18 protein-coding genes are annotated in these 18,395 nt (G+C 38.1%); 6 read left to right on the forward strand and 12 right to left on the reverse strand.

From position 1 onward, the window contains the following. Positions 1-156: 156 nt before the first annotated feature. Positions 157-1,041, forward strand: a complete 885-nt coding sequence (locus tag MKL36_RS03750; protein ID WP_001178068.1) for a YbgF trimerization domain-containing protein — start codon at positions 157-159, stop codon at positions 1,039-1,041. Between the two features lie 54 nt (positions 1,042-1,095). Here MKL36_RS03750 and lpxA read toward each other — a convergent pair whose 3' ends face one another. The 12 genes from lpxA to rimO all read right to left on the reverse strand — a co-directional run bounded on the left by lpxA (position 1,096) and on the right by rimO (position 13,455). Next, positions 1,096-1,884 (reverse strand): acyl-ACP--UDP-N-acetylglucosamine O-acyltransferase, encoded by a 789-nt coding sequence (lpxA, locus tag MKL36_RS03755; protein ID WP_000064875.1) that lies wholly within the window; start codon positions 1,882-1,884, stop codon positions 1,096-1,098. Further along, on the reverse strand, positions 1,881-2,366 hold the full coding sequence (gene fabZ / locus MKL36_RS03760) for a 3-hydroxyacyl-ACP dehydratase FabZ (RefSeq protein WP_000140523.1): 486 nt from the start codon (positions 2,364-2,366) through the stop codon (positions 1,881-1,883). Before fabZ ends, lpxA begins: the two co-directional genes overlap by 4 nt. A gap of 6 nt (positions 2,367-2,372) precedes the next feature. After that, complete coding sequence (lpxD, locus tag MKL36_RS03765) at positions 2,373-3,443, reverse strand: UDP-3-O-(3-hydroxymyristoyl)glucosamine N-acyltransferase (RefSeq protein ID WP_021511187.1); 1,071 nt, start codon at positions 3,441-3,443, stop codon at positions 2,373-2,375. Positions 3,444-3,447: 4 nt separating this feature from the next. Continuing rightward, on the reverse strand, positions 3,448-3,951 hold the full coding sequence (locus MKL36_RS03770; RefSeq protein ID WP_001037943.1) for an OmpH family outer membrane protein: 504 nt from the start codon (positions 3,949-3,951) through the stop codon (positions 3,448-3,450). 41 nt (positions 3,952-3,992) lie between these two features. Then, entirely contained in the window at positions 3,993-6,518 is a 2,526-nt protein-coding gene (gene bamA, locus MKL36_RS03775) for an outer membrane protein assembly factor BamA (RefSeq protein WP_031222813.1), read from the reverse strand. A gap of 37 nt (positions 6,519-6,555) precedes the next feature. Beyond that, positions 6,556-7,911: an RIP metalloprotease RseP gene (gene rseP, locus MKL36_RS03780; RefSeq protein WP_021511185.1), complete on the reverse strand. Its 1,356-nt coding sequence runs from the start codon at positions 7,909-7,911 to the stop codon at positions 6,556-6,558. A 1-nt stretch (position 7,912) separates the two neighbouring features. After that, a complete protein-coding gene (gene ispC, locus MKL36_RS03785) occupies positions 7,913-9,109 on the reverse strand; it encodes a 1-deoxy-D-xylulose-5-phosphate reductoisomerase (protein ID WP_021511184.1) in 1,197 nt (398 codons plus the stop codon). Continuing rightward, complete coding sequence (locus MKL36_RS03790) at positions 9,110-9,934, reverse strand: phosphatidate cytidylyltransferase (protein WP_000893489.1); 825 nt, start codon at positions 9,932-9,934, stop codon at positions 9,110-9,112. After that, positions 9,934-10,686 carry a polyprenyl diphosphate synthase gene (uppS, locus tag MKL36_RS03795; RefSeq protein ID WP_000132219.1) on the reverse strand — a complete coding sequence of 251 codons (753 nt, stop codon included), beginning with the start codon at positions 10,684-10,686 and terminating at the stop codon, positions 9,934-9,936. The genes MKL36_RS03790 and uppS overlap by 1 nt, the downstream gene beginning before the upstream one ends. Positions 10,687-10,691: 5 nt before the next feature. Then, positions 10,692-11,246 (reverse strand): ribosome recycling factor, encoded by a 555-nt coding sequence (frr, locus tag MKL36_RS03800; RefSeq protein ID WP_000606428.1) that lies wholly within the window; start codon positions 11,244-11,246, stop codon positions 10,692-10,694. 85 nt (positions 11,247-11,331) lie between these two features. Beyond that, the gene (gene pyrH / locus MKL36_RS03805; protein ID WP_000852257.1) at positions 11,332-12,060 is read right to left on the reverse strand and encodes a UMP kinase; all 729 of its coding nucleotides are present in this window, start codon (positions 12,058-12,060) and stop codon (positions 11,332-11,334) included. Positions 12,061-12,111: 51 nt separating this feature from the next. Further along, complete coding sequence (gene rimO / locus MKL36_RS03810) at positions 12,112-13,455, reverse strand: 30S ribosomal protein S12 methylthiotransferase RimO (protein ID WP_000856678.1); 1,344 nt, start codon at positions 13,453-13,455, stop codon at positions 12,112-12,114. Positions 13,456-13,487: 32 nt separating this feature from the next. Between rimO and MKL36_RS19040 the strand changes: the two genes are divergently transcribed. The 5 genes from MKL36_RS19040 to argF all read left to right on the forward strand — a co-directional run bounded on the left by MKL36_RS19040 (position 13,488) and on the right by argF (position 18,348). Continuing rightward, complete coding sequence (locus MKL36_RS19040; protein ID WP_079261097.1) at positions 13,488-13,673, forward strand: hypothetical protein; 186 nt, start codon at positions 13,488-13,490, stop codon at positions 13,671-13,673. A 123-nt stretch (positions 13,674-13,796) separates the two neighbouring features. Then, positions 13,797-14,906, forward strand: a complete 1,110-nt coding sequence (gene glnL, locus MKL36_RS03820) for a nitrogen regulation protein NR(II) (RefSeq protein WP_000371970.1) — start codon at positions 13,797-13,799, stop codon at positions 14,904-14,906. Further along, on the forward strand, positions 14,893-16,386 hold the full coding sequence (gene glnG / locus MKL36_RS03825) for a nitrogen regulation protein NR(I) (protein ID WP_000089273.1): 1,494 nt from the start codon (positions 14,893-14,895) through the stop codon (positions 16,384-16,386). The genes glnL and glnG overlap by 14 nt, the downstream gene beginning before the upstream one ends. A gap of 275 nt (positions 16,387-16,661) precedes the next feature. Further along, positions 16,662-17,315: a multidrug efflux transcriptional repressor AdeN gene (gene adeN, locus MKL36_RS03830; RefSeq protein WP_000543877.1), complete on the forward strand. Its 654-nt coding sequence runs from the start codon at positions 16,662-16,664 to the stop codon at positions 17,313-17,315. A gap of 112 nt (positions 17,316-17,427) precedes the next feature. Continuing rightward, complete coding sequence (gene argF / locus MKL36_RS03835) at positions 17,428-18,348, forward strand: ornithine carbamoyltransferase (RefSeq protein ID WP_001207983.1); 921 nt, start codon at positions 17,428-17,430, stop codon at positions 18,346-18,348. Positions 18,349-18,395: the final 47 nt, after the last annotated feature.

Consider the following 18,395-nt stretch of genomic DNA (forward strand, 5'->3'; position numbering starts at 1 on the left):
GCATAAAATATGCTTGAAGATTGTAAACTATCCTTGCATTTAAACTGTTAACTGCTTTAATTGCATTGATCAATGAAAAACCTTAGATATTTAGAGAATTGTTTTTTATATTCCTGTGTCAAGGTGGCTTTTATATAAAATTATGGATTTATACACATGCAAATGAAGAAGCATTCTTTATTATTTATTGCCTTAATGAGCACCACTTCTCTATACGCAAATATCCCTATCGAGTCTCGTGGTTTAAGTCAAAATGATGGTAGTGCATCCAATACTTCTTCAAGCAATATTTCAGTTCCTACAAATTTAAACTGGGAACTCATGCAAAAAAACCAACAATTAGAAAATGATATTCGTACATTAAGAGGTCAGCTTGAAGAACAAGCTAATGATATTGAGCAATTAAAGAAAGATCTAGCAAACCGATATACCGACTTAGATCAACGTTTAGAATTATTACACCAAAAAGTTGACCCTGACAGTGCTACACAAGATGATAGTTCGAATGCAACATCCGATAACACTACTCCTGCTAGTGCACCAGCCCCTCAAACCACAGAGAGTAATAAAGTAGCTGCAGTACCAGCCACACAAACTTCTGAGCAGCAGCCTAGCGCACCAACAACCACTACTCAACCAGCACCAGCTGCTGCGCAAAACCAGTCAAATTCCCTCGAATTAGAAAAAGCTGCTTATACTGTAGCTTTAGATGCGTATAAACAAGGCGGTGCTAAAAAAGCAATTGCTCCAATGCAAAACTTTATAAAAAACCATCCTAATAGTATCTATACAGGTAATGCTTATTTTTGGTTAGCCGAGTTTCATTTAGCGACAGATCCAGTAAATTATAATGAAGCAAAGAAAAACTATAATGTCGTAGCTAACCAATACCCAAATTCAAGTAAGGCACCTCGAGCATTGTACCAACTTTATAGTATCGCTAAAGATGTTGATAAGAATACTGTGTCAGCAAATCAATACAAGAACAAGTTACTTAGCCAATATCCAAAGTCTGAAGAAGCAAAATTCTTTAACAAATAATTTAGTTATAAAAAAAGACACTGTTAAAACAGTGTCTTTTTTATGTCTTCTTGATTAGCGCACAATTCCACGCTCTGATTGTTCAAGAGAATCAATCAAGAGTTGAGCTTCTGGAACTGAAGGTAAAATTTCACTTTTAATTTGGTCAATAGCTTGAACAGAAGTTAATCCAGATTTAAATATCAATTTATAAGCTTCTCTTAAGCCTTGAATTGTATTTTTAGACCAACCTTTTCTTCGCATACCTTCAATATTTATACCAAACGCATGTGCAGGGTTACCAGACGCCATCACATAGGCTGGAACATCTTTAAGGATCAAAGAAGCCCCACCAATCATGCTATAAGAATCGATCTTACAGAATTGATGAATTCCAGAATTACCACCCACAATAACGTGATCACCAATATGTACATGTCCAGCGACACCTACATTATTAGCAAAGATATTATGGTCACCTACGATACAATCATGTGCAATATGTGTATTTACCATTAATAGGTTATGACTACCTATCTTGGTTAATGCATTATCTTGCACCGTACCTCTATGTAAGCTGCAATGTTCGCGAATTAGATTATTGTTACCAATTTCAAGCCATGTTTCTTCACCTTTATATTTGAGGTCTTGGCAAACTTCACCAACACTTGCAAATTGAAAGATTTCGTTATTTTGGCCAATTCTGGTAAAACCACCTACAACCACATGAGAATGTAATTTAGTACCAGCACCAATAGTCACTTGAGGACCAATAATACAATAAGGTCCTATTTGAACATCTGAAGCAATCACTGCAGATGGATCAATAATGGCGGTAGAATGGATTAAATCGTGATTGCTCATGCCTGCTCTGTTTTTTGGTGTGAAATCATAATCTCAGCGGTTGCTGCTACAATGCCGTCAACGCTAGCTGTACAATTGTATTTGTAGATACCGCGCTTCTGCATTACCAACTCAGATTTTAATACAAGTTGATCACCTGCAACTACTTGTTTTTTAAATCTAACTCTTTCTGCACCAGCAAACAGGAATAATGAACCTGGTTTTGGCGTTTCATTGTTCATAATAAAACCAAGAACGCCTGAAACTTGAGCTAATGCTTCAACAATGAGAACACCAGGCATAATTGGATATTCTGGGAAATGCCCTTGTAGGAACTCTTCATTGATAGAAACATTTTTATAACCAACAATACTATTGTCAGTAACTTCAGTCACACGATCAACCAATAAGAATGGGTAACGATGCGGCAAATATTGACGAATCGTTTGAATCTGCATTGGTAATTCAGGGATGGCAAATTTAGGTGTAGTAGACTCGGTCATAATATTCTATTTACGCAAATTAAAAGTTGATTCAAGAGACTCTATTTGAGCTTGTATATGATCAAGTCGTTTAGTGATTTGGGTCAATGGCACATCTGCTAATTGTCGCAAGCGTACAATCGTCTTTTTCCAATGATTATTTTCAAATAATCCGGTTCCCGAAGAGTAAGTTCCAGCTTCAGAAATATTTTTTGTGACCATTGACATTCCAGTCAAAGTCACATTATCAGCAATTGAAAGGTGTCCTGCCACTCCACACGCCCCAGCTAGAATACAGTTTTTGCCAATTTTTGTACTTCCGGCAATACCGCACTTCGCTGCAATAGCAGTATTTGAACCAATATGGACGTTATGTGCAATTTGCACAAGGTTATCAATAATAACCCCATCTTCCAAAATTGTATTATCAAGTGCGCCTCTATCAATACTACAATTTGATCCAATTCGGACATCATTTCCAATTAAAACTGAACCTAATTGAGCAATACGATGCCACTTTCCTTGATATGGAGCAAAACCAAAACCTTCTCCACCAATGACAGTACTTGAATGAATACGGACGCGATGTCGTAATTTAGAACTACCTGTAATAGTGACATGAGAATCAATAAAACAGTCTTTTCCAACTTCTACATTATCATCAAGTTTGGTATGTGACTGAATGACGGTATTATCGCCAACTACACAATTCTCACCAATAACCACATAGTGACCAATATAAGCAGTTTCGGAAATAACAGCAGATGGATGAATTTGGGCAGTGCTTTCTATGCCTGTTGAGCTAATCTTTTTATCAAATACATGGGTAAGGATTGCAAACGCAAGATAGGGATTATCAACAATAATAAAATTATCTTTTTCAGGAAGATGCTCTTTTAAAGCTGAAGTAACAATGTAAGCACCCGCACGGCTTACTTTAGCTTGATCGAGATGTTTCTCACCATTCACAAAAGTAAGATGGTTAACCTCTGCATTTTCCAAACTCGCCAAGTTTGAAAATTGAAGACTACCTTCACCAATTAGCTCACCTTTAACAAGGTGAGCTAATTCATCTAAACGATATTGTTGCGCTTTCATTAATTTATTTCATTGAATTAACCTTTTGTATCATTTTATCAGTTAAATCATACTTAGCGTCATAGGCAACAGTCGAATTTTTATTCAAAATAAAGTCAAGATTATTTTCTTTACGTAATTGCTCAGCAGCTTGCTTAACTCTAGTCTCAAAAGTTGTATTCATACTTTGTAAGCTCGTTTGAACTCTTGACTGTAAGCCTTGCTGTGTTGAATTAAACTCATTTAATTTCGATTGATACTGAGATTGTAATTTTTTAATCTCATCTTCTTTCATTTTTTGGCCTTGAGTCTGCGCTTGACGTTGAAGCCCTTCTAACTCTTTACCTAATTGCTCAAGCTTAGTTGTAGTTGGTTTCACAGACTGGTTTAAGCTTGCATTTTGCTGTTTCAAATAAGTACTACTTTCAACAACTTTAGCAAGATCAATTACCCCATAACCAGCTGCATTAGCTGCTACTGAAGCTACTGTCAGGCCTAACCCTAACATTAATTTATTTAATTTATTCATGTAAATCTCTTTCCTTATTTCGTTATGCAAAAAGATCGTACTTAGAAAGTACGACCAATTTCAAACTGGATTTCTTTAGTTTCATCACCCGGTTTATCATTTAACGGGAATGCATAGCTAAGTGACAATGGACCAATCATGGTAATCCAGGTTACACCAACACCCACACTATAACGTAAGTTACCTAAATCAAATCCATAATTATCTTCACAATATTTTCTAACATCCGTAATGGTCTGGCCATTAATCTTCATACCTTTGTTGCCATAAACAGAGTTATCAATATTACATTTAGTATCAAAAACCTGACCGCCTTCAGCAAAAAGAACAGGACGTACTTGTCGAGTCCAGTCACCTTTAAATGGCATTGGTAAAACTAACTCTGTACCAAATTGGACCAGAGCATTGCCACCTACTTCTTCAGGAGAACTATCATTTTGCTTAGTTTCTTGTAGATTTACACTTGGATATTTAGGTCCTAGGGTACTGTTGTCATAGCCTCGAACAGAACCGTAACCGCCTGCATAGAAGTTTTTATAGAATGGCAAATCATTACCATAACCTAACTTACCATAACCACGTAGCACAAAGCCGGTAGTGCCGATAGGGAAAAATGCTTGAGTATCATAAGTTACTTTTTGATAATCAACATCACTACCTGGTAAACCAATTTCAAGACCTACACGATGAGACATACCTGACGTTGGGAAAATTGGTCTGTTTAAAGTGTTATAAGACCAACCCAAGTTCAAGTTATAAGTAAAGAATTCCCCTTCAAAAGCATTATCATATGTTTCTTCGGGGACCTTACATTCCCCCTTCTCGGTATCATATTGAGAATTACCATTTGCATCTGTTGGGCAATATGTACCTTTACTAGTTGCCTTACCGCCATTTGCCAATAAATAATCACGTACATATGTAGAAACATAAGGACCTGTGGTTACTTTAGTGTTATCAACGCCCACCGAAGCACTTAAACTTTGATTTTCGTCAATTGGATAACCAAAACTTAAACTACCACCAAAACTATCCGTTACATAGTTATTAACGTTATAGTCATCATTCAGCTTCGTTTTACGATAATAGACATTATAACCGCGGCTTACTCCATCAATTGTAAAGTAAGGGTCAGTAACACTTAAGTTGTAATAGTCTTGAGTTTCAGAACGAGATAAGTCAATTGCAACTCGGTTACCTGTACCCATAAAGTTAGTTTGACTAAGTCCTGCTTGGAACGTAATACCACCACTTTGCGAATAACCGACCGCTAATGTAGTAGTACCTGAATGTTGTTCTTCAACATTTACGTTTAAGTCAACTTGGTCTGGAGAGTTTGGAATACGAGCAGGTTTAATATCAACTGTTTTAAAGAAACCTGTACGCTCTAAACGAACTTTAGATAAGTCAATTTTTTCATTGCTCGCTAATGCACCTTCCATCTGACGCATTTCACGACGTAATACTTCATCAGAAGTTTTACTATTACCAGTAAAATTAATACGGCGTACGGTAACTTGCTGACCTGGGTTCACGTAATAATTTAAGTCAACAACTCCAGTTTCATTATTAATCTGCGGCACAATATTTACATCTGCAAAGTAATAACCTGCATTACCATACTTACGTAAGAGTAATTGCTTAACCGCATTTACCTTTTCTTGTGAATAGGTATCACCATCTTTATAAATTTTTAATGCTTGTAATTCTTCAGGTTTATAAAGTGCATCACCTAAGAATTTAGTTTGACCAAATTTAAACTGGCTACCTTCATCAACAGCAACCTCAATAAAGATATGCTTTTTATCTTCACTAATATTGAGTTGGGAATTATTAATATTAAAATTAATATAGCCTTTGTTAAGGTACATGGCACGTAAAGCTTCAAGGCTTGCAGCCATTTTTTCACGTGCATAACGGTCATTACGTGTGACTACAGAAGCCCAACCACTTTCTTTAACTGCAAATGCTTGTTTAATTTCACTGTCTTTAAAAACAGTATTACCAATTACATTAATATCAAAGACTTTTGCCGGCGTTCCTTCATTAAAATTAATTTTTAATTCAACGCGGTTATTTGGACGAGCAACTGTATCAACTGTAACATCAGCATCGTAACGGCCTTGTTGAGTATATTGTTGCTCTAATTCTGTCTCAATGGTTTGCAAAGCAGATTTCTTAAAAACCTCACCCTCAGCAATACCCATTTTTTTAAGGCCTTGTTCTAAAGCCTCTTTAGGAATAAGTTTATTACCCTTAAATTCAAGCTTTGAAATAATTGGGCGCTCAATAACATTAAAAACCAAAGTATCATTTTCTTTTGATGCTTTAATATCATCAAAAAGTCCAGTGGCATACAATGTTCGAATTGCTTCGGCGATCATCGGTTCATTAACGCGATCGCCACTGTTGATTGGCAACATGGTATAAACATTTGCAGGGGTAAGACGGACCAACCCGTTTACACGAATATCTCTAACAACGAAATCATCAGCTGCATATGCTTGTTGTACCGCTGCCATAGCGCTAACAAGTGCCAAAGGCATTAAAAAATGTGTGTGCCGCATGCCAGTTTTTTCCAGTAAGTTATAAATCCATATACGTTTACAAACGCATAAAGTCATTAAATAAAGCTAAAAGCATCATACTACCGAGCAGTACCATACCAATTTTTAGACCAAACATTTGTATTTGTTCAGAAACAGGCTTCCCACGAATAGCTTCAATAATGTAATACACTAGATGACCACCATCTAACATTGGAATTGGTAATAAGTTTAAAATTCCAAGACTTACACTCATTAAAGCCATAAAAGAGATAAAGGTTTCCCAACCCATTTCTGCACTTTGGCCAGCTACTTTTGCAATGGTAATTGGACCAGAAAGATTTTCTAATCCAATTAGTCCCTTAACCATTTTTACTATTGAATTCAAAATCATGCTAGAGATTTGGCCAGTTTTATCAAGTGCCATTCCAAAAGCTTGTATTGGAGTATATTGAATTGTTTGCTTATATTCGTCAGGAATTGTAATTTTTCCAGCATCACTTTTTACACCAAGTACTCCATTTACCTGCCCCATGCTATCACGCTTACCTTGTGGCATAACTTGTAAATGTACTAGTTGTTCATGACGTAAGACATCAATCTTAAGTAACTTTTCTGGGGAACGCTGGACAACTTCTACCACGTCGAACCAATCTTTCATAGGCTGGCCATCAATCGCAACAATACGATCGCCCACTTTCATCCCTTGACGAATCGCCGCACCATCTTCCGTTAACTCTGTTACAACAGCAGGAATCACAGGTCGATAAGGCAAGAAACCTAATACGTCCAGTGCAGATTCATTTTGATTTTTTAAAAAATCTTTAATTGGTAATACAAAATTTTGTTCGGAACCAGCACGGTCCACATCAATATTTACAGTACCTGTTTCCCCAACTCGATCAATCAAAGCAAAGTTTAGCTTTTCCCATGTTGTTGTCTCTTTCCCATCAACAGCAATAATTTTGTCACCTACATGTAACTGGGCTGCTGCGGCTGGAGAGTTTGGAATAATTTTACCAATTTTAGTATTTAATTGTTCTTGGGCTGGTAAAAACAGAATCCAAAAGAGGAGTACGGCAAAAATCAAGTTAATTAATGGCCCAGCAGCAACAATCGCTATACGTTTCCACGGTTTTTGACGGTTAAAAGCATATGGTAGATCTTGTTCTGCCACATTACCTTCTCGCTCGTCCAACATTTTGACATAGCCACCTAAAGGTAAGGCAGAAAGCTGATATTTAATACCAGACTTCTTAGACGTCCATTTCAGTAAAGTTGGTCCAAACCCAATTGAGTAAACTAAAACTTTAACACCAAGTTTTCGCGCAACCCAGTAATGGCCAAACTCATGGATTGCGATTAGAGGCCCAAGTAAAAGAGCTGCCGCTGCAATCATAAACAGTGCATTCATTTCAGCCTCCAATACTTGAAATATATTGCTGAGCTACAGATCGAGCCACTTTATCTTTATCTAAAATGCACTCGATGCTTTCAGCAGCTGCATTCTCTAATTTTTCCAAAGTATGCTCTACCACTTGCGGAATACTTGTGAATCCAATCCTTTCCATTAAGAATGCTTCAACTGCAATTTCATTAGCTGCATTCAAAATGGTTGGCGCCAAACCTCCCGCACGCATTGCTTGTCTTGCCAAATTTAATGCAGGAAATTTTTGGGTATCCGGTGCCTGAAAATTAAGTTGAGAATACTCAAATAAATCTAAAGCAGGTACATTAGTTTGTAAACGCTCAGGCCATGCCAATGCATGTGCAATCGGAGTACACATATCCGGGTTACCCATTTGTGCTAATGTTGAACCATCAACATACTGCACCATAGAGTGAATGATACTTTGTGGATGAATAACAACTGTAACAAAATGTTCAGATATTGAAAATAAATGGCAAGCCTCAATTAACTCTAACCCTTTATTCATAAGAGTAGCCGAGTCAACCGAAATTTTTTGTCCCATTGACCAGTTTGGATGTTTACATGCTTGTTGCGGCGTTACATGAGTCAATTGTTCTAAGGAGTGATTTAAAAAGGGACCACCCGATGCTGTAAGCAATATTTTAGATACACCTAGCTGTGGTTGCCCTGTTCTATCTGCTTGTAAATAATTATGAGGTAATGATTGGAAAATTGCATTATGTTCAGAATCAACTGGCAATAACAATGCCTGATGATCACGAGCAGTTTGCATCATGATTTCACCAGACATAACTAATGCTTCTTTATTGGCAAGTAGTACACGTTTACCTGCCTTAACAGCCGCTAAAGTTGGCAACAGCCCAGCTGCCCCTACAATTGCAGCCATAACAATATCCACATCTGTATGAGATGCGATATCGACTAAACCCTCTTGCCCAGCTAAAACATCAATATCCGATATATTTTGCTGAGCAAATAGTGTTTTTAGTTCAGCTATTTTCTGTTCAGGAACAACAACAACTTTAGGTCGAAACTGTTTGCAGATTTCAACAAGTTCAGAAATTCGACTATGCGCCGAAACTGCAAAGACTGAATACTTATCTGGATGTTGACCTAAAATTTTTAAGGTACTTCGTCCAATAGAACCGGTTACACCCAATATGCAAACAGATTGTGTCATCTATAAATCTACACCAATAAGCTTTAATATATACATTCCCGTTGCAAAAATCGGGGCTGCTGCGAGTAAAGAATCAATACGGTCCAATACACCACCATGACCTGGCAAAACACGGCCAGAGTCTTTAATACCAGCACGGCGTTTGATCATTGATTCAAATAAATCACCTAATACTGAACCGAACACTGTAATTAAAGACAAAATCAAGAATAGAAGTTGTTGAACCCAAGTTAGGTTTAAATATTGATATTGCACCACAAGCATTACAATAATTGTAGTGAGAATACCGCCATATAAACCTTCTACTGATTTATTAGGACTTACTGTAGGCGCCAATTTTCTTTTACCGAATTTACGGCCTACAAAGTAAGCTCCACTATCTGCACCCCACACAAGCAAGAACAAATACATCAACCACCATGGTGAGCTTTGCCATACTACAAAGATTGCAGTCACTGCTGCACAGATAAGAATCAAACCAATGACATATAGGGTCGCGTTATACCACCCATCGAATTCAGGAAAAGACTTAACCCAATAAACACTAACGAGCCAAGTTAAAATTGAAGCAGACCATAACAGTAAAGCAATGTCATGAAAGAATAAGGCAACACCAGAAACAAAGGCAACAAGTAGACCATAACCCCAAGCTTTAGGTTTTACTACTGCACCAACTTCCCGAGGCATTAACTTATACCATTCATACCCCGCAACTCCTGCTGCTACAATCATAAGTACCAACATTGGATAATGTGATTGCGTAGCAAACATACAGCCCAAAACAACTGCAACAAGTACCAATGCGGTAACAATCCGCTCTAACATTATAATTTCTCGATTTTCTCTTGCTGAATTTGTTCAGATGTTTTACCGAAACGACGTTCACGCCCTGAAAAGACATTCAATGCATGGTCGAATTCTTCCACTGTAAATTCCGGCCACAAAGTATCCGTAAAATACAGCTCCGCATAAGCTGCTTGCCATAACAAGAAGTTAGATATACGGAAATCTCCACCTGTACGGATCAACAAGTCCACAGCTGGCAGATCGTTTAGACTGACATATTTTTCGAACAAATCAACATTTATTTGATCAGCGTCAATTTCGCCACGGGAAACTGCTTGAGCAACCTGCTTAGCTGCATTTGCAATATCCCACATACCACCATAGCTTACTGCAATAGTTAATGTCATGGCGTCATGATGTGCTGTTTGTTGCTCTGCATCTTCCATTAAGGCAACTAAATGTGAAGGTAATCGGGAACGATCCCCTATAAAGCGCAAAGCAATATTGAATTTCTTCATGCGAGGTATTTGCTCATGAATCGTTTCTTCAAGAAGTTTCATAAGCAGATCGACTTCATATTGTGGTCGATTCCAATTTTCACTCGAAAATGCAAAAACAGTTAAAGCACGAACGCCAGTTTTAACACAATGTTCAACAATAGGGTCAAGAACATTTTTACCCTCTCTGTGCCCATCGCCTTTTTGCATTTGATTTTTCTTTGCAAAGCGATTGTTGCCATCCATGATGATGGCAACATGCTGAGGAAGATGATACTCTTCTGAATCGGTCATAAAAATTAGACCTTCATCAATTCTGCTTCTTTCGCTGCTAGACGCTTGTCTACTTCTGCAACATATTTATCAGTGATTTTTTGGATATCATCGCCTGCACGACGCTCATCATCTTCAGAAATTTCTTTCTCTTTTAACAATGCCTTGATATCACCTAATACATCACGACGAATATTACGGATAGCAACTTTCGCATTTTCAGCTTCACTACGAGCGATTTTCTGCATATCACGACGTGTTTCTTCAGTTAAAGCTGGTAAAGGTACACGGATTGAATCAGCAGTAATAGGATTTAAACCTAAATCACTTTCACGAATTGCTTTATCAATTGCAGCAACCATCGTACGTTCAAAGGGTTGAACGATAAGCGTACGAGAATCTTCAACACCAACGTTCGCTACTTGGTTTAAAGGCACATCAGAACCATAGTAAGGAACCATTACCCCATTTAAAATTGATGGGTGTGCACGGCCGGTACGAACTTTAGCAAACCCTTGTTCCAAAGACTCAAGAGTTTTTAACATACGCTGTTCGCTGTCTTTTTTCAGATCGTTAATCATATGATCTTCCTTACTTATTTATTCAAGGATGTATATAACAAATTTAATTTAGCGCTAGTATAAAGAGCTTTACGGCACACGTACATTATTTAGTAACGCGTGTACCCTCTTTTTCACCCATTACCACTGACAATAGCGCACCAGATTTATTCATATCAAATACTTGTAATGGAACATTATGGTCACGGCATAAGCAAATTGCCGTTAAATCCATAACACCCAGTTTTTCATCTAACACTTGGTCAAATGTTAAATGGTCATATTTCACCGCATCTTCGTATTTGCTCGGATCTTTATTATAAACACCATCTACTTTGGTCGCTTTCAAAATTAAATTTGCTTCAATTTCAATACCACGTAAACATGCTGCTGTATCAGTTGTAAAGAATGGATTTCCTGTTCCTGCTACAAAAACGCACACTTCGCCTTGGCTTAAATGACGAATCGCATCACGACTTGAGTAAGACTCTACAACAGTACCGATTGGTAACGCTGACATAAGACGAGTTCTGATGTTACGGCGCACCAATGCATCACGCATTGCCAAACCATTCATAACAGTTGCAAGCATCCCCATCTGATCACCTGTTACACGGCCAACCAAACCGTCTTTTTGTAACTGGCTACCACGATATAAGTTACCGCCACCCACAACGATACCTACTTGCACACCCAAGCCAACCAAATGTGCAATAGAAAGTGACATCTGATCTAAAACTTGAGCATCAATACCCATATCTTTATTACCTGATAAAGCTTCACCAGATAATTTTAATAAAATTCGTGAATAACGGGGGCTGATTGTTTCCGCCATGATTTTGCTCCAAGACCTCTTAAACTGAATGCTTTTTGAATCGCGATTCGATTAGACCGATTTAATTTTAATTAACTTTGCAAATAAGTCGTATTCATCCGCATCGGTAATTTCGACTTCCAACATATCGCCTGGTTGAATAGTGCTCTTATCGATATCTTCTACAAAGACATTACCGTCAATTTCCGGAGCATCGGCATAAGAACGTGCAACAGCAACAGGATATTCATCTTCCAAACTATCGACCAATACAGTCATCGTTTGACCAATACGTTTTTGTAATTTGGCAGCAGAGATTTGTTGCTGCACTTGCATAAAGCGCTCGTAACGCTCTTGCTTAATTTCTTCTGGCACATGATCTGGTAAATCATTTGCCGTAGCGCCTTCTACTGGTGAATAGGTAAAGCAGCCTACACGATCAAGTTGAGCTTCAACCAACCAATCGAGCAAAATCTGGAAGTCTTCTTCAGTTTCGCCTGGAAAGCCAACCACGAAAGTAGAACGGATCACAAGATCCGGGCATTTTTCGCGCCATAATTTAATTTTTTCTAATGTATTCTCACTATGCGCCGGACGTTTCATTAATTTAAGAACGCGTGGGCTTGCATGCTGGAATGGAATATCGAGGTATGGCAAGATTTTACCTTGAGCCATCAAATCGATTACTGCATCAACATGTGGATATGGATATACATAATGTAAGCGAACCCAAATTCCAAGCTGACCAAGTGCTTCACACATGTCAAAGAATTTGGTTTTTACGGGCTGTCCATTCCAGAAATCGAGCTTATATTTGGTGTCTACGCCATAAGCTGAGGTATCTTGGGAAATGACCAAGATTTCTTTTACACCTGCACGTTTTAACGCAGCAGCTTCTTCTAATACGCTTCCAACCGGACGTGATACTAAATCACCGCGCATGCTCGGGATAATACAGAAGGTACAACGGTGGTTACAGCCTTCAGATATTTTTAAATAAGCATAATGTTTCGGTGTTAAACGGATACCTTGTTCAGGAACAAGGTCAATAAACGGATTATGTTTAGGCGGTGCTGGGACATATTCATGAACAGCTTCCATAACGTCTTGATAAGCTGCTGCACCAGTAACTTTTAGAACATTAGGGTGCATTTGACGAATTTTATCTTCGTCTTTACCTAAACAGCCCGTCACAATAACTCGGCCATTTTCACTCATGGCTTCGCCAATTGCATCTAAAGATTCTTGTACTGCAGATTCAATAAAACCACAGGTATTAACAACAACTAAATCAGCACCATCATAATCTGATGCAACTTGATAACCTTCAGTCTTTAACTGAGTTAAAATTCGTTCAGAATCTACCAATGCCTTAGGACAACCTAAAGAAACAAAACCGACTTTGGGGGTCTTCATGAATCTGCGCTCCACTTGAATGCGCGTATTGTATGTCTTTTCTCGTCTCAAGCATAGGTGGAAACCCCACTCTTTGTGTAATGCACCAAAATACAACCAATATTTGCACCAAAACTCAATATTGCACCAAGTTGGATCATGATATTATTGGTCTATACATCCGTATTTTTGACCAAAAGATATTAAGAACGATTTTAGAGCGCTTTAACTACGCTTAAAACCTTAAAATAAACCATAAACAAAGTTGGCGTACATTTTGCATCAATCATGTTCTATAACGGTGAAAACCGATAACCAATGAAGATGCCATTGCGCCATTTTAAGACAGGAACGATTCGCTAATGGATCAACACACACCTATCGACTATCGCCTATTGGTAGACAATTTAACTACTGCGATTTTATTAATCGATAGTAACTTTAATATTTTTTATTTGAATTCCGCTTGTGAAGCACTTTTTGACATTAGTTTGCTTCGCGCTTCTGGACAACCGGTTTTAAATTTACTTCATGCACCTGATGATACCTTTAATACGCATGAAGCCTTATTGAACACATTAAAAACGGGACAACCTTATACACGTCGTGAAGCCATCATTAATGTCAATTTTAAAGATTTACATGTGGATTATACGGTCTCGCAATTAAATGCAGGTAAAAGCTACCACCCGCTGTTACTTATTGAGTTAAATCCTATTGATCGTATGTTGAAAATTTCTAAGGAAGAAAACCTAATTCAACAACATCAAGTGGCTAGACAACTGGTTCGAGGCGTTGCTCACGAAATTAAAAACCCTCTGGCTGGTATTCGGGGGGCAACTCAGTTACTTGCTCGTAGTTTAAATGACGAGAGCTATGCTGAATTTACAGATATCATTATTAACGAGGTAGATCGTCTCACCAATTTGGCCGACACCATGTTGGGCTCAAGACAACTGCCAAGTTATGAAAATGTAAATGTGCATGAACCTCTAGAACGGGTACGCTCTTTAATCGCAAATCAGACCAAGAAAAAAATCAAAATTACGCGTGATTATGATTTGTCTTTACCCGATGTAAAAGCCGATCGCGACCAACTCATTCAAGTCATGCTCAATATTAGCGTTAATGCGATTCAAGCTATTACAGAAAATAAATCATTTTTTACAGATCAAGAGCCTGAATTAATTTTACGCACCCGTATTCAACGTCTAGTCACCATTAATGGAGTACTCAACCGCTCTGCTGTACGAGTCGATATTGAAGACAATGGACCGGGTATTCCCGAAAGCATTTTAGAGTCTGTGTTTTACCCTTTGGTTACAGGACGAGCAAAAGGCACAGGGCTTGGCCTGAGTATTGCACAGAACATCATGCATCAACATAACGGAATGATTGAATGCCAATCAGTTCCTGGAAAAACAATGTTTAGCTTATATTTACCTTGGGAGTCAGACCGTGTCGCGAAATAAAATATGGGTTATTGATGACGATCGCGCCATGCGATGGGTACTTGAAAAGACCTTTAAAGAAGAAGGATTTGACGTCACCAATTTTGAAGAAGCTCAAACAGCACTGGAACGTTTACATCATGATGCGCCCGATGTCATCTTAACTGACATTCGTATGCCAGGTATTGATGGGTTAACTTTCTTATCTAAAGTGAAAAACTCTCACCCCGACTTGCCTGTTATCATTATGACAGCGCATTCGGACTTAGAGTCTGCTGTATCAAGCTATCAGACTGGTGCATTCGAGTATTTACCAAAGCCATTCGATATTGATGAAGCTTTAGCTCTAGTCAATCGAGCGATTTTGCATATCAATAAATTGCAGCAGCAAGAAGCGACAAAAACAGCTTCACCACTACAATCAACAGAAATTATTGGCGAATCTCCTGCTATGCAAGAGGTTTTCCGAGCGATTGGTCGTTTATCTCAGTCGCATATTACCGTTTTAATTAATGGTGAATCAGGCACAGGTAAAGAACTGGTTGCGCATGCTTTACATAAACATTCTCCACGACGCGCTAAGCCTTTTATTGCATTAAATATGGCAGCAATTCCTAAAGATTTAATCGAAACGGAATTATTTGGTCATGAAAAAGGTGCATTCACTGGTGCCAATACTCAACATCAAGGTCGATTTGAACAAGCCAATGGTGGAACTCTCTTCCTTGATGAAATTGGTGACATGCCATTTGAAACCCAGACTAGATTGTTACGTGTGCTCGCAGATGGTGAGTTTTACCGGGTTGGTGGTCATATACCGGTTAAAGTAGATGTCAGAATTGTCGCGGCAACCCATCAAGACTTAGAAAAACTGGTGAATGAAGGTCGTTTCCGTGAAGACTTATATCACCGTCTAAATGTTATTCGAATTCATATTCCGAAGCTTGCGCATCGCAGTGAAGACATCCCGATGCTGGCTCAACATTTCTTGGCTCGCGCGGGTAAAGAGCTAGGCGTAAGTCCAAAGATTTTACGCACTGAAACAACGGACTATATGCAACAATTACCATGGCCTGGTAATGTTCGTCAGCTTGAAAATACCTGCCGTTGGTTAACCGTCATGATTACTGGTCGTGAGGTTTATCCAGAAGATTTACCTTCTGAGCTTAAACAGGTTCCACTCCAAAAAAGTAGTGAGACTAGTCAACCAGCACCATCTTTTGAACGTATTTCTTTACACCATTGGGATGAGCTACTAAGCCAATGGGCAATTCAAAAACTTAAAAATGGTGAAATGAAAATTTTAGACATTGCTACCCCAATGTTTGAGCGCACCTTAATTAATGCGGCACTACAGCAAACTCGTGGGCGTAAACGTCATGCAGCCGAACTATTAGGTTGGGGGCGTAACACCCTAACCAGAAAGTTAAAAGAGCTGGGCATGGATTCTGCTGATGACGATGATGAGGACGAACATAAAGCAACATTGTCAGAAGCTTAAAACCGAAGCAAAAATCAAAAAGCGGCTAATTTAATTTAGCCGCTTTTCTTTATGACTATTTAAATCGGAATTAACTGCCAAACTAAAATGTGAACATACAGTTACATGATCAAAAAATTCTAAATTTCCACATAAATCATTATATTTTATATATTTTACCTGAACCTATGCTCTACTTATTGTTTACCAGATGACCTAAAAACATACCAATGACCATCGTTAAAGATAGATTTGCTATACTAGATAAGCAGTGTTAGCCGTCGTTATTAAATTTTATGCATGATCCAGTCCTTGAGTCACATCATCTCGTATGTGAGAAACCCCAAACACGCCGCGGTATAGAACGTCGTTTAGCTCTATTGCTAAGCGCAACCGAGCTGTTTTTGGAAAAAGGATATGATGCTGTCTCTCTTGACGACATCGTTAATCATGCTGGTGGTTCAAAAACCTCTATTTATAAATACTTTGGTAATAAAGATGGCTTATTTACTGCAATCTGCGATTATCGCCGTGAAATGTTTTTTAAAGATATCTGCATTGCATTTCAACCAGAGCAAACTTCTTTAAAAGATTATTTAATCCAAACTCTCATCCGTTTTTATAAACACATTATTCAACCTGAACACATTGCCTTTTTACGTTTGGTTATTGAACAAACTCAATGTAATGCAACTTTGAGCCAATACTTATATGAAAAATGTGCTCTGGATGTCCAAAATACAATTGCTCAAGCCTTACTCATATCTCATCAATCAGGTGAAATTACCTGTACATCTCCTGATCATTCCTCTCTTATGTATTTTGGAATTTTACGTGATATTGAATGGCGAATGATTATGGGAATGCCTCTTCCACCCAATGAAATGGAAGTTATTGATTATATTAATTATTGTGTTGATATTTTTTTAAAGGGGCATCATAAAGTCTAATTCTTTTGCATTTTGAAATGCTTATAGTATAGTAGACTTCTTTTTTCCCACTTCCACCCAGCCAACAACAGATAATTGTTGTAATTCAAAACAATTATTATGGAGTAGCTACATGGCTCTAAGACATTTCCTGACTTTACGTGATCTATCCACTCTAGAACTTAATCGCATTTTGGAACGCGCAAGCGAACTTAAGAAAATGCAGCAAAGCAATAAGGTATATCAACCTTTTGTTGGTAAAGTATTGGGAATGATTTTTGAAAAATCGAGCACACGCACTCGTATTTCTTTTGAAGCTGGTATTAATCAATTTGGTGGTAGTGCCATTTTCTTATCACCACGTGATACGCAATTAGGCCGTGGTGAACCGATTGAAGATTCAGCACGTGTTATTTCAAGCATGCTTGATATCGTAATGATTCGTACTTTTGGTCACGATATCGTTGAACGTTTTGCATCTTATTCAAAAGTTCCCGTTATCAATGGCTTAACTGACGATCACCATCCTTGTCAGTTACTTGCAGATTTACAAACTTATATTGAACATCGCGGCAGCATTGAAGGCAAAACCGTAGCTTGGATTGGTGATGGCAATAATATGTGTAATTCATACATTGAAGCTGCACACATGATGGGTTTCAAACTCAAGATTGCATCACCAAAAGGTTATGAACCTAAACCTGAATTTTTAGCAGAGTTTGGGCATTGTGTTGAACTTTTTGATAATGCGGAAGATGCGGCTGTAAATGCTGATCTTATTGTTACAGATGTATGGGCAAGCATGGGACAAGAAGAAGAACAGAAGCTTCGTGAAAAAGCCTTTGCTGATTTTCAGGTTAACGAGAAATTAATGGGACTTGCACACCCGGACTGTTTATTCATGCACTGCTTACCTGCTCATCGTGGTGAAGAAATTTCTGAAACCATGCTCGACCATAAAAATGCCGTCGTATGGGACGAAGCAGAAAACCGTCTGCATGCACAAAAAGCTTTAATGGAATTTTTACTCAACGAAAATTTGAAAAAAGCTTAATTTCTAATTCAAAAACAGCATCGTTAAGGTGCTGTTTTTTTATTTTT

It is taken from the genome of Acinetobacter sp. AOR12_HL, assembly GCF_027855275.1.
GTDB classification, from domain to species: Bacteria; Pseudomonadota; Gammaproteobacteria; order Pseudomonadales; family Moraxellaceae; genus Acinetobacter; species Acinetobacter baumannii.